Raw genomic sequence first — 20,042 nt, 5'->3', positions numbered from 1 at the left:
ATGGCTACAATTACCTCCACTAAAGTCAATGCTCCCAAAAGCCGCATGCTCGGCGTCGCCTTGGGAGCAACGGTAGCGGTTATAGCAGTAGCTCTTTTTGCCTTTTACCTCGGCAATAGCAGAACCGGGCACCAGGCCGCCAGCGCCTCGGCAGCCGTGGCCGAAGTACCGATTTTTATTGCGATGGAGCCATTTACCGTGAACCTGCAGTCGGAGGGGCGCCCTCGTTTCCTGCATATCGGAGTGACGCTGAAGGTTAGCAACGCCAAATCTCAGGAGCAGGTAACCCAGTATTTGCCGGAAGCGCGCAGCCGCGTCCTGATGCTGCTATCAAACCGCAAGCCGGAGTCGCTGAGCACTCAAGACGACAAAAACCAGTTGGCGACCGAGATTCTGAAGACATTGAACAAGCCGTTTTCCCCCAGTCAGATACCTCAGCAAATAACTGACGTGGTGTTTACCGCCTTCGTGCTGCAGTAAATCCGTTCCCCAGCTTCCAGAATGAGATCCATCAATGGCTTATGAACAGCAGCTGTCTCAAGACGAGGTAGATGCGCTGCTGCAGGGCGTCTCCGGCGACGTTAGCGACGACGCTCCACCGCCGCCTGCCCCGGAAGGTCTGCAAACCTATAATCTCGGCACCCAGGAACGTATCGTGCGTAACCGCATGCATTCCCTGGAGATCGTCAACGAGCGTTTTGCCCGGCACCTGCGCGGTACACTGCTCAACTTCATGCGTCGCAGCGCCGATATTTCGGTCGGTGCGCTCACTATTCAAAAGTACGGCGACTTCATCCGCCACTTGCCGGTACCGGCCAATATCAATCTGCTCCACATGAAGCCATTGCGCGGCACCGCGCTCTTCGTGTTTGATCCACAGCTGGTATTTCTGGTGGTCGACAATATGTTCGGCGGCGATGGCCGCTTTCACATGCGGGTTGAAGGCCGCGACTTTACCCATACCGAACAACGTATCATCAAGCGTCTGCTGAATCTGGCTCTGGAAAGCTACGGCAGTGCCTGGGAGCCTTTGTATCCGCTCGAATTCGAATATGTCCGCGCCGAGATGCACGCCAAACTGGCAAATATCGTGGCGCTCAACGAGATCGTGGTCAATACCACATTCCATATTGAATTCGGCCCGATCGGTGGCGCGCTGCACGTCTGCATTCCCTACTCGATGATCGAGCCGATTCGCGACCTTCTGTCGAATCCCCTGCAGGACGAGATCGAAGTCGACAAGCGCTGGGTCAAACAATTGTCGCAACAGGTGCAATGTGCCGATGTCGATCTCAAAGCCGAGTTTTTGACAATTCCATCGACTATCGGCCAATTACTAAAACTGCAAGTCGGCGACGTACTGCCGATCGAGATGCCGGAAACGATTATCGCCAAAATCGATGGCATACCGGTGATGGAATGCGGTTACGGCACTTCCAACGGCCGATACGCGTTGCGGGTACAAAAAATGATCAATCACCAGGACGGCGATTTAAGCAAGGGAAGCGACAATGAGTGACGATAACACACCGGACCAAACCAGCGATATTGAGGACGATTGGGCTAGCGCGCTCGCCGCACAGACAGCTGCCACCCAGCCCGTTCCCAGCAACGCTGAGAGTACCCAGAATGCTGCCAAAGCCAATGTCTTTCAGCCACTCAACAATGATAACGCGGGCATAGCCAAAGCTGACATTGACCTGATTCTGGATGTGCCGGTACAGCTGACCGCCGAATTGGGACATACCCGGATCACCATCAAGAACCTGCTGCAGCTATCCCAGGGCTCGGTGGTCGAACTGGACGGCCTGGCGGGTGAGCCGATGGATGTCCTGATCAACGGCTATCTGATTGCGCAAGGCGAAGTGGTGGTGGTGAACGAAAAATTCGGCATCCGCCTGACTGACATCATCACGCCGTCCGAACGCATTCACAAACTGAATCGATGAAAGTGCGTTACCTGCCCGGACTGCTGCCGGCAGTGGTTGCGCTGCCGGCCAACGCCATCCTGCCAACCGTTGCACCTGCTGCGCCGGCTCCGATGCCGGCGCTGGGCGCAGCCGCACTATTGCAGGCCGGCCTCGGCATGGTCGCCGTACTGGCGCTCATTTTTCTGTGCGCCTGGGCGGTGCGCCGCTTGGGCCTGCAGCGACATGCCAGCGGCCGTCTGGTCAAGGTGGTTGCCAGCACCATGGTCGGCCAGCGCGAGCGTGTCGTGGTGGTGGAGATCGGCGCCTCATGGCTGGTGCTCGGTGTTACACCGGGCCAGATTCGCTCTTTGCATACAATGCCGGCCGAAGAACTACCGGCGGACACGGCGCCGGTTCCCGGCATCGCCGCTGCCAGCGCCTTTTCGCTCAAACTGCGTGAGTCCATCACCAAACTGCGACGTTCAGACTGATGCGCCGGCGCCCTGCTTTTCCAGGCTGCAGCAACCTGCTGCGCCTTACTACACTGCTATTGACAGCGTTGCCGCTGCTGGCGTCGGCGCAGGGCTTGCCCGGCATTATCAGCACGCCGGGGGCGGGTGGCAGCCAGACCTGGTCGCTCAGCGTCCAGACGCTGTTGCTGCTGACCTCGTTATCGTTCCTGCCGGCACTGCTGCTGACGATGACCAGCTTTACCCGTATCCTGATCGTATTGGGACTGTTGCGCTCGGCAATCGGCACCCAGTCCTCGCCGCCAAATCAGATCCTTGTCGGCCTGGCGCTGTTCCTGACCTTTTTCATCATGTCGCCGGTATTCGACAAGGTGTACAGCGATGCCTATCAGCCATTTTCGAACAACAAGATCAGTGCCGAACAGGCGCTCGATCGCGGCGTTGCGCCGCTCAAGCAATTCATGCTGAAACAAACCCGCGAGGCCGATCTGGCATTGTTTGCACGCCTGGCCAATACGCCGCAAATGCAGGGTCCGGAAGATGTGTCGCTGCGGATTCTGGTGCCGTCGTTCATTATCAGCGAACTGAAAACTGCGTTCCAGATCGGTTTCACGATATTCATCCCATTTCTGATCGTTGACCTGGTGGTGGCCAGCGTACTGATGTCGATGGGTATGATGATGGTGCCGCCCGCAACCATTTCACTGCCGTTCAAGCTGATGCTGTTCGTGCTGGTGGACGGCTGGCAGCTACTGGTCGGTGCGCTGGCACAGAGCTTTTTTACCTAGCTGCGCACGGATGTTTCCCTACCCCCGATGCTCCGATTCTGTGCCTACATCGTGCAGGATGGCGGACAGGATTCGCAGACATTGCTCAAGCAAGGCACAACCGGCACCAAAGCGCACGTTTGATTTGAAAATGGAATGACAGCATGACTCCCGAATCGGTAATGGCATTGGGCTACCAGGCAATGAAGGTGTCGCTGATGCTGGCTGCGCCGCTGCTGCTGGTGGCGCTCATCACGGGCTTGATCATCAGCCTGTTTCAGGCCGCTACCCAGATCAATGAAATGACGCTGTCGTTCATTCCCAAGCTGCTGGCGGTGTTCGCCACGCTGGTGATCGCCGGCCCGTGGATGCTGAATACGATCCTCGACTACATGCGGCAACTGTTCTCCAGCATCCCGCAACTGGTCGGCTAATGCCTCCGGTTTTTTCGGTCACCTCAGACCAGCTCAGCGTCTGGCTGGTGATGTTTCTGTGGCCGTTCGTGCGCATGCTGGCCCTCATCAGCACAGCTCCGATCTTTGGCGAATCGCGGGTGCCACGCCACGTCAAGGTAGGACTGGCGGCGCTGCTTGCAATTGTCATCGGCCCCACTCTCGGTCCGCTGCCTGCGGTGCCGGTAGTTTCGCTGCCAGGAATCTGGATAATCACCCAGCAAGTGCTGATCGGCGTGGCAATGGGGTTTTCGATGCGCCTGGTATTCACCGCAGTCCAGGCCGCGGGCGAATACATTGGCTTGCAGATGGGCCTGTCGTTCGCCTCCTTCTTCGACCCTACCAGCGGCGGCCAGACCATGGTGCTGGCGCGCCTGCTCAACATGCTGGCAATGCTGATTTTTATGGCATTCGATATGCATCTGATGGTAATTGCGATGCTGGTCGAGAGCTTTCAGGTGCTGCCGATCGCCAATGCCCCGCTGGCGGCCAATGGCTGGATGCTGCTGGTATTGTCAGCCAGTCAAATTTTCTCGACAGGACTGATGTTGGCCCTGCCGCTGGTGACTACATTACTGACGATAAATCTGGCGATGGGCATTCTGAATCGCGCCTCGCCGCAACTCAGCATTTTTTCCATCGGTTTTCCGGTGACGCTACTGGTAGGCATTGCCATGCTGCGCCTGCAGTTGCCGCATCTGGGGCCGTTTCTGGAGCAGCAATTCGCTGCTGTCATGACTAGCATGCTGCAGGTGATACAGGCGCTACGTCCATAATCAGGCTATCGCGCTACTGCTCCGCGCCAGGAAAATGCTCTTGTCATAAACCCAAAATAATCGTTTATTACCGGGGTATGTAGAAAAATAGCAGAATCACCACAATGATATTAAGCGAACATAAAAAATACATTAACCAGTATATTTTATGCTCGGTTGGCCGTTACTGTTGCCGCAAAACAGAAAAAAAGCACAGTGAAATTCACTGTGTCTTTTTTCATCTCCGGCTTATTGTGTCATTTACAAATAATTAAGCAAGGAAATTTTCTGGGTTTTCACGAATACTTGCTGGGTCGCCTGCAATGCGGTCTGGCGCTGATAAAACTCGGAGATCGCACTGTTGTAGTCCAGGTCCTGCAAGTCCGACAGATAGCTCTTGTTGTACAGAGTGCGGCTGTCGCCCGTGGTATTGAGGCTATCGAGCTCCTGCAGGCGCGAACCGATCGACGAACGCACCGTCAGCACGTTGTCGTGCGCATTGGTGATTTTCTTGTTGCCGGTGCTAAGCGCATTGAGCAATTGCGCGCGGTTGGGATCGCTGCCGGTATCGAGCGGTTTTTTTAGCGCGGTAATGATATCGCTGATTGCGCCGAACATATCGGTGCCGGCATTTTTGGCGGTCGCGACAGAAAATGAATCGCCGGCTGCCGGCGTACCGCTGATGCTGATTTGCAAGCCGCCGAACTGGATTGGATTACCGGCAGTATATGCAGTGGCAGGGACTATCGAGACTGGCGGCACATCCGCGGTATCCACCTGATACATGCCAGGAGTGGCGGCAGGAAAACTGATGACGAAATCCTTGCCATAATTGGCATCGGTCGGATCTACCACCGCGACCGCACTGAACACGCCAGTGCCGCCATTGACAATGTTGGCAGCGTTGGATGCGGCAACGTAGCCCGCCCCATTCTGCACCGTCTGAAAAATGCTGCGGCCATCGTCGCTGGCGGCCATCTGCCGCGACACGTCGACCTGCATCAAACGCTGTCCCTGGTCGCCGGCATACTGAATGCTGCCACCCGCCTGGGTGACGAATGGCGCACTGCCGCTCTTGAAGCCGGCAAACAAAAACTGCCCGTTGCCGTCATCGGTATTGGCCAGGCCCTGCAGCTGCGCCAAATTGCTTTGCAGCGTGGTCGCAATGGTGGCCCGGTCGGCATCCGCCATCGTGCCGTTGCCAGCCTGCACCACCAGGCTCTTGATGTTTTGCAAAATGGATGTGACGCTTTGCAGCGCGTTCTCTTCCAGCGACAGCGTCTGGGTCGCCTGGCTGCGGCTGGCTGAGTACTGCGTATTGAGCGCAATCGATTGCGAAACGGCAAGTGCACGGGTGGAGCCGAGCGGATCATCCGACGGCGCCAGGATCTTAGTCATCGCACCGATCTTCTGCTGTACGCGCAACATGTTGCTCTGTTGTGAGTTAATCGCAGTCTGGCTTTGTTCGTAAAACGATTGGGTACTGATACGCATCTTGATCTCCTGAGCGATACGTTGTGAATCTTAGCCTCTGATGCCCAATACTGCGTCAAACATGGTCGACGCGGTCTGGATTACCTTGGCATTGGCTTGATACATTTGCTGGAACATCAGCAGGTTGGCAGTTTCTTCATCCTGATTGACGCCCGATACCGACTGTTGAACGGACCGTATCTGGACTGTCAGGCTAGTCTGCGCGGCATTCGATATCTGGATTTGCTGGGCCTTGTTGCCGACAGCGCTGACCAGTTGCGCATACGCATCATTGAAAGTGGCAGTTCCACCACCGATAGTTTTCTGGTTCTGCAGCGCGCCCAGCAGCAATGCATTGCTGCCATCGGACACGCCGCCGGTGTTCGGGCTGATAGTGAATTTATCGCCATTGGACGGCGCACCGCTGACGCTGACCGTGATGCCGTCGAAGGTCATCGTGGCCCCCGCCGAATAGGTAACCGGGACGCCTGCCGCATAGGGACTGGCAGGATCAGCCGTACCATTTGCCAGCGTCACAGTGACGGCCGATCCAGCCGGAAAGCCGGACAAGGTATTGGCAGCTTTGTTATACGTCAGCGTCGCGGTAGCCGCCAGCGGCGTGCCGAGGTAAGCAGCGCTCACGGTGCCTGCACCGATCGCGCCGCTGCCCAGATTGCCGGCCGTATTGCCGGTGACAATGGGCGTAGCAGCCGCAACCTTGGCCGGATCGGTCAACACCACGGCAAAATCGCGGGCGCCGGTGCGGGTCGGCTGAATCAGGAACGAGTCGCCGGGTTGCGCGGGAATGGTGTTATCAGCTGTCAGTGTCACGCCATCGAAAGTAATCGGAAAATCCGCATCGCTGAAAGTGGCCGGGAAAGGAGGAACGCCGTTTGGGCCCATTGCCACATTGTCGGACAGTCGCGTCAGCGAATAATTCGGACCCGCCGTCACACTCAGTCTGTAGTCGCTGGTGGTCAATTGGCTGCTGTCGGCAATCGTCGGCGTCAATACCAAACCACCGGCGTTCCTGCTGTTCGAAATAATCCCCGGGCTGGCCTGGGTAAAAAAATCCTGCCCGAGTGCGCCATTCAGATCGACGCCCAGATTCTGCTGCGCATTGAAAGTGTCGGACAAGGCGATCGCGATCCGGCCCAGCGAATTTTGCGCATCGCTCAAGGTCTCGTTGCGAAATTGCAGTAAGCCTCCCAGCGCGCCGCCGGCCAGTACGCTGTCCTGCAATTCCACCGGAACGCCGCTGGCGCCCACCACGGCAACCCCAGTCTGGCTTGGATCGGCGGCGGAACTGACCGCCTTCAATGTGCTTGCCTTGTCGCCCAACACCAAGGTCTGACCGTTGCCGATAAAAATGTTGTATTGACCGCCATCCTGCACCACGACCTTGGTGCCGACCAGTTTGCTTAAATTGCTCACCAATTGATCGCGCTGGTCGAGCAGATCGTTTGGCGCCTGGCCGCCGGTCGCGTTACTGAGCAGCGCGATCTGCTTGTTCAAACTGGCGATCTGGCTGGAAAAAGTATTGATCTGATCGATGTTGCCGGTTATCTGGTCGTTGACGTTGGCGTTCAGACCGGTCAGATATTGACTCATGGATCTGAATTGATTGGTCATCGCCTGCCCCGAACTGATCAGTTGCTGGCGCGCAGCCGGATCGGCAGGAGTATTCACCACCGCTTGCACGCCGGCAAACAGCGTCTGCATCAGCGGCGCCAGGCCTGCGGTCTGGCTAGCCAGCAAATTGTCGATCTGACTGATCTGGGTGTACTGCGTTGTCAGCGATTGATTGGTCGCTTGCGCCTGATTCAGCTGCGTTGTCAGGAACTGGTCGTAACTGCGGGTGACATCTGTCGCCCTCGCACCAGTGCCGAAAAAGCCGACACCCGGCGCATACAGGCCGCCATTCGACGCAACCTGTACCGTCTGCCGGTTGTAGCCGGCAGTATTCACGTTGGCCGTGTTGTGGCCGGTAGTCACCAGCGCGGCCTGCGCGACATTCAAGCCACTGAGGCCGGTATAAAACATGCTGTTCGACATAAGTCTCGTCCTGTAATAAAACAACCAATCGAATGTTGCCTCGACGCCACCTTGGGCAGCTATTTTCTATATAACGGCAACAGCGTTAAAAGTTGAAGCGCGGATGTCGAATCTCTTCGGTGTTTGCCGTGATGCCGGTTGCATGGCGCGCAGTCGGTCTACGCGATTTGTTTCATGATGCGCACCAGCTTGCCACCGTATTGCGGGTCGGTGGCGTAACCGGCACGCTGCAATCCGTGCGCCGCTTCGGCCGGGTCGCTCGTCGCTAGTACCTGCGCATAGCGCGGATTGCCCGTCAGAAAACGGGCATAATCGGTAAACGCTTCCGCATAGGAGCCATAAGCGCGAAAAGCGGCCCTGGTGCGTTGCGCGACACCGTCGACGTATTCGGTGGTAGCCACTTCCACTACCGGCCCTTTCCAACCTTTGCCGGCCTTGATGCCGAACAGGTTATAACTCTGGCTGCCGTCGTCGCCGCGAATCTCGCGCCGGCCCCAGCCCGATTCCAGCGCTGCCTGCGCCAGAATCAATTGGGTCGGCACACCGCTGGCCTGGCTCGCGGCCTGCGCCGGTGCCGCCATGCGGGCTACGAACTGGTCGATATGCCCTTGCACAGTCGCGCTAGCGTTGCGCGCAGGGTGCTCGGAGGCTGCGTCGTAAAACGACAGATCCGGCCCACTGGCAGGAACTGGCTGCGGGCCTGATGGATTCTGATTCAGCGGCGGCGTCAGCAGTTTGGCCGCTGGCATCGCATCCTGCGTCTGGCCGGAGCTGATGCCGCGGCTGAGCTGGGCTTGCATCGCCTCGGCCAAGCCGAGGCCGCGACCGGACAGATTTTGCGCTAGCTGCTGATCCAGCATCGAGGTATACAAATTGCCTTGCTGGCTATCGAAGATGCCATCGGATGGGGTAGCCTCGCGCATGCTTTTCAGAACCATTTGCATGAACAACGCCTCAAACTGGCGCGACACTTGCTTCAGGCCTTCTTGCGGCGAAGTGCGGGTAGTGCGCCGCAAGGCATCGACGCCCTGCACGTCGAGAGCAAAGCGCTGGTCTAGGGCGCCGCTGCGGCTGCCGGCATCGCCAGGAATAACGGAACTGTTTGGAACGGTCAGGCTCATGGGCGCTCTTAAATAATCTCAAGTTCGGCGCGCAATGCGCCGGCAGCTTTCATCGCTTGCAGAATCGACAGCAGGTCCTGCGGATTAGCACCCAACGTGTTCAATCCCTTGACCACTTCGGCCAGCGAAGCACCGCCGCGCACCACCTGCAGCGCGCTGCCGGCCTGATTCAGTTCAATCTGGGAGGCTTGGGTCGCAACGGTACGGCCTCCTGAGAGCGGGTTGGGCTGGCTGATGACGGGTTGGGTATTGATTACCACGGTCAAGTTGCCGTGGGCCACCGCGCAATTCTCAATCCTGACCGCCTGATTCATCACCACCGAGCCGGTGCGGGCGTTGATGACGACCTTGGCCAGCGCCTGCGTCGGGGTTACGTCGATATTCTCGATCCGCGCCAGGAAGCCGACATGCGCCTCCGGCTGGGCTGGCGCAATCACCTGGATCATGCGCGCGTCAAGCGCAGTGGCGGTACCGGGGCCGAAACTGCGATTGATCGCATCCACCGCTTTTTGCGCGGTCCCGAAATCGGACACCTTCAATTCCAGCGTAAAAATGCCGCCATCGCCAAGCGGCGACACCACCGCGCGTTCGACGATAGCGCCGGCAGGAATGCGCCCGGAACTGAGCTGGTTGACCTGCACCTTGCTGCCATTGGCCGAGGCACCGGCGCCGCCGACCACCATATTGCCCTGCGCAATCGCATACACCATGCCGTCGGCGCCCTTTAACGGCGTCATCAACAAAGTGCCGCCGCGCAGACTTTTGGCATTGCCCATCGAGGAGACCGTGACATCAATATTCTGACCGGGCCGCGCAAACGGCGGCAAGGTCGCGGTAACCATTACCGCCGCTACGTTCTTGAGCTGCATATTGGTGCCGGGTGCAACCGAAATCCCGAGCTGCGACAGCATGTTGTTCAGGCTTTGCGTGGTAAACGGCGTCTGCATGGTCTGGTCGCCGCTGCCATCGAGGCCGACCATCAGACCATAGCCGATCAACGGGTTGTCGCGCACGCCCTGCACGCTGACCAACTCTTTTAGCCGTTCTGCATAGGCCGGAGCGGCGGCAATCACGGCAATGGTAGAAAGCAAAGCCGCCAATAACAAGCCGGACTTCAGGCCACGGCGAATTTTCCAGCGCCAATGCAGAAATTGAATGCGCATAAATCCCATCATCAGAGCGGCAATACGTTGAGGAAGAAGCGCTGCAGCCAGCCCATGGTTTGCGCTTCATCGATGTAACCCTTGGCGCTATATTCAATCCGCGCATCTGCCACCTGGGTCGAGGATACGGTATTGTTGCCGCTGACCGTACGCGGGTTGACCACGCCCGAAAAGCGGATGAATTCGGTACCCTGATTAATCATCATTTGTTTTTCGCCGCTGACCATCAAATTGCCGTTACCCATCACTTCAATTACCGTCACGGTAATCACGCCGTTGAAGGTATTGGCCGCATTGGCACCGCCCTTGGCGCTCATAATGTTCTTGCCACTGACATCAGTGTCCATACCAGTGAACAAACCGCCGAAAATTTTCGGGGTCACGCCAAGCGTGGCGGCTACGCTGCCATCACGACTGGCATTGGCCGCCGAGTTCTTGCTGGCGTTGACCTTTTCGCTGACCACGATGGTCAGGATATCGCCGACATTGCGCGGACGCTGGTCTTCAAACAATGCCCGCGCACCAATGCCGGGCTGGTAGATTGCGCCCGCTTGCGGCGCTACGGCAATCGCCGCCGCAGCAGCGCGTGCCGTCATTGGCTGCTGTACCAGCGGCTCGCGCGGCAGTTGCGCACACCCGCCCAGCAGCATGACAGCAGCCAGCAGCAACAATCCAACCCAGTGTTTCACCATAGTCAGCGCCATCACGACAGCCTCATCACAATTGCGTCAGGCGCTGCAACATCTCGTCCGAGGTCTTGATTGCCTTGCTGTTGATTTCATACGAGCGCTGGGCCTGAATCATGTTTACCAGCTCCTCCACCACATTGACATTCGATGCTTCGACATAACCCTGGCTGAGAATGCCGGCACCGTTCTGGCCCGGGGCCGTCGTGTTCGGGCCGCCGGAAGCATCGGTTTCCACATACAGATTTTCGCCAGTGCTTTGCAGGCCGGCCGAATTCAGGAAAGTCGCCAGTTGCACTTGACCAACCTGCACGCTGGCGGTACTGCCTGCCTGCGTGACCGAGACGGTGCCGTCGCGGGCAATCGTCATGCTGGTGGCGTTTTGCGGCAGCGTGATCGCGGGCTGCACCGGAAAGCCGCTGGCGGTGACCAACTGGCCGTTCTGATCAGTTTGGAACGAACCGTCGCGCGTGTACGAGATGGTGCCGTCCGGCATCAGGACCTGGAAGAAGCCGTCGCCATTGATCGCGACGTCCTTGGAGTTATCGGTCTTGGTCGGATTACCCTGGGTATGAATCCGTTCAGTGGCGACAATGCGCACGCCGGTACCGATTTGCAGCCCGGACGGCAGGCGGGTTTGGTCGGAAGTCTGGCCGCCGACCTGGCGCAGGTTCTGATACATCAAATCCTCAAACACGGCCCGGCTGCGCTTGAAGCCGGTAGTGCCGACGTTGGCCAGGTTATTCGAAATAACGTCGAGCTGGGTTTGCTGCGCATCGAGGCCGGTTTTGGCAATCGAGAGGGAACGGATCATGAAAACAACTCCTGCAAGGCGGCCGTGACCGCATCTAAATTAATTCAAAATAATCGGTTGGTGCTATGACAATTACTACCTGAGATTACGCATTTACCCACGAAAAACAACAAAAAACACGAACAGACCTCACAATCCAATGCTTTTCATGAAACAAGGAGTATCATCATTTTCATGGCATTTCCCGCATATTTTCATTGCGGAAACTAAATATACTCCAATATTGTAGGTCGGGTTAGCGGCTTTATCGCGTAACCCGACCTACAAAAACTCATCAATTCATGCCCAGCAGCTTATTCGCAGATTGCGCGTTGGTGTCGGCGCTCTGCAGCGCCTTCATCTGCATTTCAAAACGGCGCGCATTGGCAATCATGTCGACCATGGCCTCGACCGGATTGACATTGCTGCCTTCCAGCGCGCCCGTCATCAGCATCACGGACGGATCGGCTGGCGGCGCTGCGACGCCCGGCTGCATCCGGAACAGTCCGTCATCGCCTCGTACCATGCTGGTTGCGGCCGGATTGACCAGCTTGAGCCGGCCCACTTCGGCCGCGCCCGTGACCGGGTCGCCGGCACCGCGCGCAGTCACCAGGCCATCCTTGGAAATCATCACCGCCGAGCCCGGCGGCACGACCAGTGGACCAGCCTCGCCCACCACCGGATGGGTATCCATCGTCAGCAACTGGCCGTCGGCACCGACTTGCAGATTGCCGACACGGGTATAAGCCTCGCTACCGTCCGGCATTTGCACTGCCAGCCAGCCGTCCCCCTTGATGGCGACATCAAGCGCACGGCCGGTCTCGCTGATCGGCCCGGTCCGCAGATCGGCGCCGGGGGTCGAAGCCACCACGAAGGCACGAGTGGCGGCCTCTGCGCCCACCACCGGCACCGCACGGAAGTTGTTGATCTGGGCGCGGAAGCCGGTAGTCGCCACGTTCGCCATGTTGTGTGCCACCGATGCCTGCTGCTCCATCGCTTGCTTGGCGCCACTCATGGCGATGTAAATCATCCGATCCATATGTTCCCCTTGATCGTTGCGCTGACTGCCAAATTAACTGATGACGCCGTCATCAACGCATGTTCATCAACGTTTGCATGACCTGATCCTGGGTCTTGACAGTCTGTGAATTGGCTTGGTAGGTACGCTGCGCGATGATCAGGTTGACCAGTTCGGCCGTCAGATCGACATTGGACGACTCCAGTGCGCCCGAAACCAGCGCACCCCGCTTGGTACCGGCACCAGGAGTACCGGTCAATGGTTGACCGGAAGCGGAAGTTTCAGACCAGACGTTGTCGCCCTTGGATTGCAGTCCGTTCGGGTTGATAAACGAAGACAGCACGATCTGCCCCAGGGTCTTGGTCTGTTCGTTCGAGTACTTGCCGATGACGGTGCCGTCCTGGTTGATTGCATAAGAGGTGATCACGCCGGAAGTGAAACCATCCTGGGTCAGTTTCTTGACGTCGTTGTCGTTACCGAACTGGGTGGTGCCGGTGACATCAGTAGTAAAAGTCATTGGTGCGGAACCGTTGCCGAAATCAAGACCGGTAATCGACATTTTTCCGCCCACGAGAGTACTAGGTGCGCCACCGTTAAGAATACCGTTGAGATCGAAGCCGAGCGTTCCATCTGCCAGCTTTGCACTGTTGGCGATTGTCGGAGGACCTGCGGGCGTTGGGGCTGCAACCATTGCACCGGCCGCTGTTAGCGGATAGCCGTCCGCAGTAGCGTAGGTATCCCAAGTGTTGACAGCGTTCTTGCGAAAGTATGTCACTAATTCATGCGAATTACCCAAAGAGTCATAGATCGTCGCCGCATTCGAATAATTGTAGGTAGTCGAATCATTGGCATCGAATGTTGTCGCGACCGGGATGATCGGGCTGTTCACAGCACGCGCGTCAAGATTGAACTGCGCATTAATATTAGTAGTCTGCTTCGGCGTCATCGCGGAGGTCGGCAATTGCAGTGCCGTCGGACTGCCGCCGGCGATCGCGCCGTTGGCCCCCACCTGAAAGCCGGTCAACTGCAGACCGGCTGCGTTGACCATGAAGCCGTTCTTGTCCACATTGAACTGGCCGTTGCGCGAATACGCCACTTCTCCGCCGGGACTGGTCAAGCGGAAAAAGCCGTCGCCATTGGTAATGGCCACATCCATAACCCGGGTGCTGGTTTGCACCGCACCTGCGGCGAAATTCTGCGTGAGACTAGCAACCTTGGCGCCCAATCCTATCTGCGAACCGGCATAGACATCGGCGAACTGGACGCTACCAGACTTGTAGCCAATAGTCCCGGAGTTGGCAATATTGTTGCCGATCACATCGAGATTGGCCGCAGAGGCATTCAGTCCACTTACTCCTTGCGCAAAACCCATGGTATTCCCCTTATTCTTGAATCAGTTTGAATCAATTATTAATAAAAATAGATGCAGATATGCCGGATTTACAAAATCTGCTTGACGCTGCTCAGGCCGACTGTGCCGCCATTGGCCAGATTCAGCGTAACCCCGGTGCTGTTTTGCGCAACGCTAGCGACCGCAGCCAAAGTCAGCGCATTGGCGGCGACCGCGTTGCCGCCAGCGGTTGCGCTGATATTGATGGTGTATGCGCCGTCGGCAACTTGCTGGCCCGCATCGCTCTTGCCATCCCACGACATCGCCTTGACACCTTGTGCCTGCGCACCCATGTCGAAAGTACGCACGACATTGCCGGCTGCATCGACAATAGTGGCCTTGACCGAATCAGCCCCTCCTTGCAGGTCGATCCCGAACGGTGTCGCCGCCCCACCGGCAAGCGCCACCTGGCTGCCCGGAACCAGCACCGTGCGACCAATCAGGGAAGCCGCCTGCAAAGTCTGGCTGGAGCCGCTCTGGGCGACCAACGATTGCAATGCGGCATTCAGTTTTTCGATGCCGCTGACGGTGCTCATCTGCGCCAGTTGGGAAGTCAACTGGGCGTTGTCGAGCGGATTGAGCGGATCCTGGTTATTCAGTTGCGTAACCAGCAGCTTGAGAAAACGCTGCTCAGAGTCAACACTTGTGGTAGAAGCTGACGCCAATGCCGCTGTAGCATCTGTATTCGAACCGACTCCTGAAACTGCCATGATGTATTTCTCCCGAGATAAAACGCCGACTGCTATTTAATAATTCAAAGACAGAACAGGTTACTGGCCAACCGTAAGTGTTTTCAGCATCAAGGTCTTGGCGGTATTCAGCACCTCGACGTTAGCCTGGTAAGAACGCGAAGCGGAGATCATGTTGACCATTTCCTCGACCACATTGACATTGGGCATGGTGACGTAGCCGCCCGCATTTGCCAGCGGGTTCTTCGGATCGTAGACCATGCGCATCGGCGATTGATCCTCGACCACCCCAGCCACCCGTACGCCGCCGATCGCCTGCTGGTCCGATGGCGCCATGGTGAACACGACCTGACGGGCGCGATACGGCTGGCCATCGGGGCCGGCGACGCTGTCGGCATTGGCCAGATTGCTGGCAGTGACGTTCATGCGCTGCGATTGCGCGCTCATCGCGGAACCGGCGATATCGAAGATGCTCTGCGAGGCATTGAAAGACGGCATGCGCTAACCCCTGATTATTGTTGCACCGCTGACAGCATCGACTTGATTTGCGCACTGAGCACCGTCAGATTCGACTCGTAACGCATTGCGTTATCGGCAAAATTAATGCGCTCAACGTCCATTTCGACGGTATTGCCGTCAATGCTGGATTGGGTCGGCACCCGATATAAAAGCTCGGCATCATTCGCGACAACGGCCTCGCCCGGCAGGTGACGCGACGAGGTGGTGGTTAGCGACATCGATTGCGATTGCCGGCCACGCTCCACCGCCTGAGTCAAGGTACTGCTGAAATCGAAATCGCGCGCCTTGTAGTTCGGGGTGTCTGCATGGGCGATATTGGACGACAATACTTCCTGTCGCCGTGCCCGCAAGTTTAGCGCTTCCTGATGGAAGCGAAGTGCCGCATCAAGCTTGTCAATCATGTTCGATCACCCATATTAAGTAAGCTACCCAGTCGCCTTAGACCTTTTGATGAAAGCGATTATAGGCAAACGCGACAACCTGCAATCGAATGAACAGGCGGGAGTTTCTAGTGCAATTCCGTTCTTGTTTGCAATTTCCATATGGGAATAATAACGTTTCAAAAAGCACCGGGCGCAAAAAATAATTACTACAGCAATTCCATTATCATCTTGCTATTTTTAGATAAGCATTCCCTGCTTATTTACCAAGCCGAATTTATATGATTCCAGATGGCATCTCGTGCAATCGCATGAATAACGCTAAAATGGCGGCGCAGCTCTCCCGTTGCCTGCCGCTGCGGATTGCTTAAAATCGGCCGCATGCGAAACGCCTATGGGCGATTCAATTACCGCGCATAGATGTCCGGTTTCACTGAAATTTTTTCCAGAACGCAAATCCATGAAGATGCCTGTACGAAGACCCTGGCACCAATGCGCAGCAATGGCATTACTCATGGCGTTGAGTACACCAGCAATGCGTGCCTGGGCTGCAAAGCCGCTACCGATGCCATTGGCTGGCAATTTGCGACCGTTAATCGAAGGTTTTTTGCTGGACCAAACCGCCGGCCTGCCAGGCAAAGTCACTATCACTATCGACACCCCGATGTCCGGCGCGTTACCGGCTTGCGACGCAGCCGAGCCCTTTTTGCCAAACGGCGCACGTCTGTGGGGCCGCGTATCGGTCGGAGTGCGCTGCAACGCCGAGCAATCGTGGACGCGCTACGTTCCTGCTTATGTCGCCGTGGTTGCAAATTACTATGTAGCAACACGCCCGATCAGTGCTGGTGAAACCCTGGCAACAACCGATTTCACGCTGCGCGAAGGCGATCTGACAGCATTGCCACGCAATGTGATAACCAACGCATCCCAGCTTGGCGGCGCGATTGCAGTCAACCGGATTGCCTCCGGTGCGCCTTTACGACTGGAATTGCTGCGCGGCGCAATCGTGGTACATTCGGGGCAGAATGTCAAAGTGATAACGCAAGGCGCGGGCTTCGTTGCCAGCACCGAAGGCCGGGCAATGGCCAATGCTGCAGTTGGCGCCTCGGTGCAGGTGAAGACGCAAAACGGTCGGCTGGTGAGCGGCATCGCGCGCCAGGATGGGGCAGTCGAGCTATCAAATTAACAATATTGAACGACTGGATTTTTTGGACAAGGCTAAAGTTTCATTGCAAACTGCCGTTACTCCGACTAGATCTCTCTAAGGAAATATCGTGAAAATCGATCAAATCGCCAATTTACCCACCAAGGTCTCCAGCACGGCCAACGTGACTGCCGCCAAGGGTGGCGCGGCACGTGCATCGACAACAACGGCCAGCGCTGCCCCATCGACTGGCAATCTGAACTCCCTGGCAGCGCAGGCGCGTCAATTACAGACCCAGTTGGTACAACCAGGCAGCGCTGACTTCGATACAGCGCGCGTGGCCGAAATTCGCCAAGCCATCAGCGAAGGCCGCTATCAGGTCGACACTGGAAAAATTGCCGATGGTCTGCTTGACACGGTACGCGACCTGTTGGGCAAACAGACTTCATGAATGCCCGGCTGCTGTCTCACCTGGCAGAGGAGCGCGACGTGGTGCAGACGTTCCTCGAATTACTTGATCAGGAAGCCGAAGCATTAGTTCATGGCAACTTTACCCAATTGCCGGCTCTGAGCGAACGCAAGGCGCAAATTGCCGATCGCCTCGCGCTTCTCGACTCGGAACGCGAGCGGCAGCAGGTTGCACTTGGCTTCCCGCCCGATCACGACGGCGCCAATGCCGCGGCGCTGGCAGGCGGCGAGAATCTGCAACGCGCATGGCAGGAATTGCTGGAATGCGCGGCCCAGGCGCGCGAGCGCAATCATCGTAATGGCGTGCTGATTCACACCCACCTCGATTACACCCGGCAGTCGATCAACTTCCTGCGTGCCAGTGGACAATCCCTCTATGGATCGGATGGTCAGCATAAAGTGGGGATTGGCAATGGAAATAGCATTGCTGCAGGCTGAGGCCGGCCTATTGGTACAAAAGCATGCTGCATGAAAAATACTGCATTATGTATTTTTTTATATCGCCAGTAAAATTGGCTGAAAATGCAATAATTTAAACCATACCCCAGAAAACCACAGATACTCGACAGTAAATTCGGCAAAGACAAACGCGTCGGCCGACCCTGTCTATTCGTAATTTACAGCCACATAGTTTATGTGCCCCTGCAACGCTGGCGACAGCCCTCCGTTGCCATCGATTACAAAAGCAAAAGAGAAATTGGAATACGCGCTATCGCCGTCAAAGGCAGTGGTGGTGCCAGCGGCGCCGCTCAATGCGATGCATCTGACATAGTTGCACAAATAGGCTCGCAGACCATGCGGCACCGGCGTCAGAAACGAGTAGCGCCAATTGACCCGGCGCACCAGCGAGGCTGGCTTGACCATCATACTGCCTGTCGGGACGATCTGCGCCGCTTGATAAATCACGCCGCGATGAATAACTGCCGGCCCGTTAGTCGAATTAACCCAGGAACCGGTAACTCTGGCACCGCCTGCACCCATTGATGCCGTTACTACTTCACTTGGAAAAGCGACTGATTTTCGGTGCAAACTGAGGGCTTGCGGCACCGGCTCGGCAGCGCTGGCAGGCAAACAATGGAATGCCAGACCAATCAGCATGGCACTGCAATTACCGGCAAACGCACGTGCTGCTCTCGTTGACCGGGCAATCAGCGCATCAACCGGCCTCATGCAGGCGCGCACGCAAACGGCTGACGGCCTGACTGTGCAGCTGGCAGACGCGCGATTGACTGACTTCAAGTATTGCACCGATCTCCCGCAGATTCAGTTCCTGCTCGTAATACAGGCTGAGCAATAAGCGCTCGCGCTCCGGCATTGCTTCGATTGCCTCGATCAGTCTATGCCGCAAACCTTGCTCAAGCAGCAGGTCCAGCGGTCCATTCTGCTTGCCGGTATGATCGCCGGACTGCTGATCCAGAAATGTATTCTCCGTGTTGCCGCCTTCGAAGTCTTCGTAGTACACCAACTGGCAACCGTGAATCTCCTGCAGCAGTTGTTGGTACTCGTCCAGCGGCATCTTCAGTTCCTCTGCGATTTCTCCCTCGGTCGGCCCGCGCCCCAGCTTCTGTTCGAGTGATTGCACCGCCGCTGCCACGCTGCGCGAGGATTGCCGCGAGCTGCGCGAGAGCCAATCGTTGGCGCGCAATTCGTCCAGCATGGCGCCACGAATCCGCTGGCTGGCATAAGTTGCAAATTGCGCGCCCTGATTTTCCTGATAACGGTTGGTGGCGTCCAGCAAGCCAAGCATGCCCGCCTGGATCATATCGTCAAGCTCGACGCTGGCCGGCAGTTTGGCGATCAATTGCAAGGCCAGACGCCGGACCAGCGGCGCGTACTGCGTCAGCATGCCGGACTTGTCGATTTTTCCCTGCGCTGTATACATTGTGTTGATTCCTCTTCCCTCTTTATCGCCCGGGGTGGTCAAGCTCCTGCCGCCGTATTAATTCGGCTCCAGCAATCGATCGGATTGACGCTTGGCAGTAGTCGAGATCGGCGAAGGCAGTCGGCCTGCCGGCGAGCGCCAAGGCCATTGCAGTAATTCGGTCGCAATCCGGCGAAAGTCGATGGCCGCCGGACTGGTCTGAAAAGCCTCCACCACGCTCAAATTTAATTGCAGCGCACGCGACAAGAGGGGATCCGCCATCACACAACCAACTGGTTCCAAAGCCAGCGCCAGATAGCGGCTGCCGGTGTTGGACAGATTCGTCAGTACACGTTGCGCCTCGGTAGCGCTGGTGGCGCGGTTGATCAGTATCCGCAATTGCTGCAGCGCGTGCGCATAGCGCAGTCGTTTGATACAGACATAGGCCGCCGTGATCGATACCGCCTGCGGCTGCAACACCACCAGTATTTCGTCGGCCTGACGGGCCAGAGGCGACAATGCGCCCTCGCTATCGAGAGCAGCATCAATCAGCACCAGCCGCCCCTGAAGCATTGCATGTACATTTTCGATTATCATGCCTGCCGCAGGTGCTGCCGACAATACCTGAACGCCGCATGCAGCCAATCCAGCTGCAGCTTCCAACCGCAGGCGCTGGGTTGCAACATCGGACCAGGTACCTGCCGCTGCGATTTTCCAGATTGCGCTGGCCGACCGCGGGCCCGACTGCTCATCGAGCAGCAGCACATCCTTGCCCTGCTGCGCCAATGCTGCCGCCAGATTGAGTGCAACGCTGGTAGCGCCCACCGCAGGGCTGCTGCCGACCACTGCAACAAGCCGAGCCGGACTGTGCGCCATCAGACGCCGCAAGCCATCCGCCTGATCGCTGACTACCTTACTCAATCCAGTC

The 20,042-nt window shown here is 57.2% G+C and carries 24 protein-coding genes; 10 read left to right on the top strand and 14 right to left on the bottom strand.

Annotated features, from left to right (window positions below; genetic code table 11):
- The 7 genes from fliL (at nt 1) to fliR (ending at nt 4,375) form a co-directional block, all read left to right on the top strand.
- Nucleotides 1-480, top strand: coding sequence for a flagellar basal body-associated protein FliL (gene fliL, locus HMCN_RS0104100; protein ID WP_025916185.1), 480 nt, complete (start codon nt 1-3; stop codon nt 478-480).
- A 34-nt stretch (nt 481-514) separates the two neighbouring features.
- Entirely contained in the window at nt 515-1,519 is a 1,005-nt protein-coding gene (gene fliM, locus HMCN_RS0104095; RefSeq protein ID WP_025916184.1) for a flagellar motor switch protein FliM, read from the top strand.
- Entirely contained in the window at nt 1,512-1,949 is a 438-nt protein-coding gene (gene fliN, locus HMCN_RS0104090; protein ID WP_025916183.1) for a flagellar motor switch protein FliN, read from the top strand. Before fliM ends, fliN begins: the two co-directional genes overlap by 8 nt.
- Complete coding sequence (fliO, locus tag HMCN_RS0104085; RefSeq protein WP_025916182.1) at nt 1,946-2,401, top strand: flagellar biosynthetic protein FliO; 456 nt, start codon at nt 1,946-1,948, stop codon at nt 2,399-2,401. Before fliN ends, fliO begins: the two co-directional genes overlap by 4 nt.
- 35 nt (nt 2,402-2,436) lie before the next feature.
- Nucleotides 2,437-3,168 (top strand): flagellar type III secretion system pore protein FliP, encoded by a 732-nt coding sequence (gene fliP / locus HMCN_RS0104080; protein WP_035625730.1) that lies wholly within the window; start codon nt 2,437-2,439, stop codon nt 3,166-3,168.
- A 143-nt stretch (nt 3,169-3,311) separates the two neighbouring features.
- Nucleotides 3,312-3,581 (top strand): flagellar biosynthesis protein FliQ, encoded by a 270-nt coding sequence (gene fliQ / locus HMCN_RS0104075; RefSeq protein WP_025916180.1) that lies wholly within the window; start codon nt 3,312-3,314, stop codon nt 3,579-3,581.
- Entirely contained in the window at nt 3,581-4,375 is a 795-nt protein-coding gene (fliR, locus tag HMCN_RS0104070) for a flagellar biosynthetic protein FliR (protein ID WP_025916179.1), read from the top strand. Before fliQ ends, fliR begins: the two co-directional genes overlap by 1 nt.
- Before the next feature lie 240 nt (nt 4,376-4,615).
- On the opposite strand, the gene flgL is transcribed toward fliR, so the two are convergent.
- The 11 genes from flgL to flgB form a co-directional block, all read right to left on the bottom strand.
- Nucleotides 4,616-5,848, bottom strand: a complete 1,233-nt coding sequence (flgL, locus tag HMCN_RS0104065; protein WP_025916178.1) for a flagellar hook-associated protein FlgL — start codon at nt 5,846-5,848, stop codon at nt 4,616-4,618.
- 30 nt (nt 5,849-5,878) lie between these two features.
- Nucleotides 5,879-7,882 (bottom strand): flagellar hook-associated protein FlgK, encoded by a 2,004-nt coding sequence (gene flgK, locus HMCN_RS0104060; protein WP_025916177.1) that lies wholly within the window; start codon nt 7,880-7,882, stop codon nt 5,879-5,881.
- A gap of 158 nt (nt 7,883-8,040) precedes the next feature.
- Nucleotides 8,041-9,003, bottom strand: a complete 963-nt coding sequence (gene flgJ / locus HMCN_RS0104055; RefSeq protein ID WP_025916176.1) for a flagellar assembly peptidoglycan hydrolase FlgJ — start codon at nt 9,001-9,003, stop codon at nt 8,041-8,043.
- An 8-nt stretch (nt 9,004-9,011) separates the two neighbouring features.
- Entirely contained in the window at nt 9,012-10,175 is a 1,164-nt protein-coding gene (locus HMCN_RS0104050) for a flagellar basal body P-ring protein FlgI (protein ID WP_081801402.1), read from the bottom strand.
- A 2-nt stretch (nt 10,176-10,177) separates the two neighbouring features.
- Nucleotides 10,178-10,870, bottom strand: coding sequence for a flagellar basal body L-ring protein FlgH (locus HMCN_RS0104045; protein ID WP_081801401.1), 693 nt, complete (start codon nt 10,868-10,870; stop codon nt 10,178-10,180).
- Between the two features lie 13 nt (nt 10,871-10,883).
- Complete coding sequence (gene flgG, locus HMCN_RS0104040) at nt 10,884-11,666, bottom strand: flagellar basal-body rod protein FlgG (protein ID WP_025916173.1); 783 nt, start codon at nt 11,664-11,666, stop codon at nt 10,884-10,886.
- A gap of 274 nt (nt 11,667-11,940) precedes the next feature.
- Nucleotides 11,941-12,684 (bottom strand): flagellar basal body rod protein FlgF, encoded by a 744-nt coding sequence (locus HMCN_RS0104035; protein WP_025916172.1) that lies wholly within the window; start codon nt 12,682-12,684, stop codon nt 11,941-11,943.
- 52 nt (nt 12,685-12,736) lie between these two features.
- The gene (gene flgE / locus HMCN_RS0104030; protein ID WP_025916171.1) at nt 12,737-14,035 is read right to left on the bottom strand and encodes a flagellar hook protein FlgE; all 1,299 of its coding nucleotides are present in this window, start codon (nt 14,033-14,035) and stop codon (nt 12,737-12,739) included.
- Between the two features lie 68 nt (nt 14,036-14,103).
- The gene (flgD, locus tag HMCN_RS0104025; RefSeq protein ID WP_025916170.1) at nt 14,104-14,763 is read right to left on the bottom strand and encodes a flagellar hook assembly protein FlgD; all 660 of its coding nucleotides are present in this window, start codon (nt 14,761-14,763) and stop codon (nt 14,104-14,106) included.
- Between the two features lie 60 nt (nt 14,764-14,823).
- A complete protein-coding gene (gene flgC / locus HMCN_RS0104020; protein ID WP_025916169.1) occupies nt 14,824-15,240 on the bottom strand; it encodes a flagellar basal body rod protein FlgC in 417 nt (138 codons plus the stop codon).
- Nucleotides 15,241-15,254: 14 nt separating this feature from the next.
- Complete coding sequence (flgB, locus tag HMCN_RS0104015) at nt 15,255-15,662, bottom strand: flagellar basal body rod protein FlgB (RefSeq protein WP_025916168.1); 408 nt, start codon at nt 15,660-15,662, stop codon at nt 15,255-15,257.
- A 439-nt stretch (nt 15,663-16,101) separates the two neighbouring features.
- Here flgB and flgA point away from each other — a divergent pair, with 439 nt between their 5' ends.
- The 3 genes from flgA (at nt 16,102) to HMCN_RS0103995 (ending at nt 17,691) form a co-directional block, all read left to right on the top strand.
- Complete coding sequence (gene flgA, locus HMCN_RS0104005) at nt 16,102-16,827, top strand: flagellar basal body P-ring formation chaperone FlgA (protein ID WP_081801400.1); 726 nt, start codon at nt 16,102-16,104, stop codon at nt 16,825-16,827.
- A gap of 88 nt (nt 16,828-16,915) precedes the next feature.
- Nucleotides 16,916-17,236: a flagellar biosynthesis anti-sigma factor FlgM gene (gene flgM, locus HMCN_RS0104000; protein ID WP_025916166.1), complete on the top strand. Its 321-nt coding sequence runs from the start codon at nt 16,916-16,918 to the stop codon at nt 17,234-17,236.
- Nucleotides 17,233-17,691 (top strand): flagella synthesis protein FlgN, encoded by a 459-nt coding sequence (locus HMCN_RS0103995; RefSeq protein WP_025916165.1) that lies wholly within the window; start codon nt 17,233-17,235, stop codon nt 17,689-17,691. The genes flgM and HMCN_RS0103995 overlap by 4 nt, the downstream gene beginning before the upstream one ends.
- A 168-nt stretch (nt 17,692-17,859) precedes the next feature.
- On the opposite strand, the gene HMCN_RS0103990 is transcribed toward HMCN_RS0103995, so the two are convergent.
- Genes HMCN_RS0103990 through HMCN_RS0103980 form a run of 3 tightly spaced genes read right to left on the bottom strand, consistent with a single transcriptional unit; the run spans nt 17,860 to nt 20,035 of the window.
- Nucleotides 17,860-18,351: a flagellar protein FlhE gene (locus HMCN_RS0103990; RefSeq protein WP_162174114.1), complete on the bottom strand. Its 492-nt coding sequence runs from the start codon at nt 18,349-18,351 to the stop codon at nt 17,860-17,862.
- Between the two features lie 58 nt (nt 18,352-18,409).
- Nucleotides 18,410-19,135, bottom strand: a complete 726-nt coding sequence (locus HMCN_RS0103985; protein WP_025916163.1) for an RNA polymerase sigma factor FliA — start codon at nt 19,133-19,135, stop codon at nt 18,410-18,412.
- 57 nt (nt 19,136-19,192) lie between these two features.
- Nucleotides 19,193-20,035, bottom strand: coding sequence for a hypothetical protein (locus HMCN_RS0103980; RefSeq protein ID WP_025916162.1), 843 nt, complete (start codon nt 20,033-20,035; stop codon nt 19,193-19,195).
- Nucleotides 20,036-20,042 lie beyond the last annotated feature (7 nt).

It is taken from the genome of Herminiimonas sp. CN, assembly GCF_000622895.1.
Taxonomy (GTDB): Bacteria; Pseudomonadota; Gammaproteobacteria; order Burkholderiales; family Burkholderiaceae_D; genus AVCC01.
This window is presented reverse-complemented; position numbering and strand designations above follow the sequence as displayed.

What these genes read in the sequence shown, in the direction of transcription:
- fliL (WP_025916185.1), top strand. Translation starts at nt 1, where the DNA reads ATGGCTACAATTACCTCCACTAAAGTCAATGCTCCCAAAAGCCGCATG.
- fliM (WP_025916184.1), top strand. Translation starts at nt 515, where the DNA reads ATGGCTTATGAACAGCAGCTGTCTCAAGACGAGGTAGATGCGCTGCTG.
- fliN (WP_025916183.1), top strand. Translation starts at nt 1,512, where the DNA reads ATGAGTGACGATAACACACCGGACCAAACCAGCGATATTGAGGACGAT.
- fliO (WP_025916182.1), top strand. Translation starts at nt 1,946, where the DNA reads ATGAAAGTGCGTTACCTGCCCGGACTGCTGCCGGCAGTGGTTGCGCTG.
- fliQ (WP_025916180.1), top strand. Translation starts at nt 3,312, where the DNA reads ATGACTCCCGAATCGGTAATGGCATTGGGCTACCAGGCAATGAAGGTG.
- fliR (WP_025916179.1), top strand. Translation starts at nt 3,581, where the DNA reads ATGCCTCCGGTTTTTTCGGTCACCTCAGACCAGCTCAGCGTCTGGCTG.
- flgL (WP_025916178.1), bottom strand. Translation starts at nt 5,848, where the DNA reads ATGCGTATCAGTACCCAATCGTTTTACGAACAAAGCCAGACTGCGATT.
- flgK (WP_025916177.1), bottom strand. Translation starts at nt 7,882, where the DNA reads ATGTCGAACAGCATGTTTTATACCGGCCTCAGTGGCTTGAATGTCGCG.
- flgJ (WP_025916176.1), bottom strand. Translation starts at nt 9,003, where the DNA reads ATGAGCCTGACCGTTCCAAACAGTTCCGTTATTCCTGGCGATGCCGGC.
- HMCN_RS0104050 (WP_081801402.1), bottom strand. Translation starts at nt 10,175, where the DNA reads ATGGGATTTATGCGCATTCAATTTCTGCATTGGCGCTGGAAAATTCGC.
- HMCN_RS0104045 (WP_081801401.1), bottom strand. Translation starts at nt 10,870, where the DNA reads ATGGCGCTGACTATGGTGAAACACTGGGTTGGATTGTTGCTGCTGGCT.
- flgG (WP_025916173.1), bottom strand. Translation starts at nt 11,666, where the DNA reads ATGATCCGTTCCCTCTCGATTGCCAAAACCGGCCTCGATGCGCAGCAA.
- HMCN_RS0104035 (WP_025916172.1), bottom strand. Translation starts at nt 12,684, where the DNA reads ATGGATCGGATGATTTACATCGCCATGAGTGGCGCCAAGCAAGCGATG.
- flgE (WP_025916171.1), bottom strand. Translation starts at nt 14,035, where the DNA reads ATGGGTTTTGCGCAAGGAGTAAGTGGACTGAATGCCTCTGCGGCCAAT.
- flgD (WP_025916170.1), bottom strand. Translation starts at nt 14,763, where the DNA reads ATGGCAGTTTCAGGAGTCGGTTCGAATACAGATGCTACAGCGGCATTG.
- flgC (WP_025916169.1), bottom strand. Translation starts at nt 15,240, where the DNA reads ATGCCGTCTTTCAATGCCTCGCAGAGCATCTTCGATATCGCCGGTTCC.
- flgB (WP_025916168.1), bottom strand. Translation starts at nt 15,662, where the DNA reads ATGATTGACAAGCTTGATGCGGCACTTCGCTTCCATCAGGAAGCGCTA.
- flgA (WP_081801400.1), top strand. Translation starts at nt 16,102, where the DNA reads ATGAAGATGCCTGTACGAAGACCCTGGCACCAATGCGCAGCAATGGCA.
- HMCN_RS0103995 (WP_025916165.1), top strand. Translation starts at nt 17,233, where the DNA reads ATGAATGCCCGGCTGCTGTCTCACCTGGCAGAGGAGCGCGACGTGGTG.
- HMCN_RS0103990 (WP_162174114.1), bottom strand. Translation starts at nt 18,351, where the DNA reads ATGCTGATTGGTCTGGCATTCCATTGTTTGCCTGCCAGCGCTGCCGAG.
- HMCN_RS0103985 (WP_025916163.1), bottom strand. Translation starts at nt 19,135, where the DNA reads ATGTATACAGCGCAGGGAAAAATCGACAAGTCCGGCATGCTGACGCAG.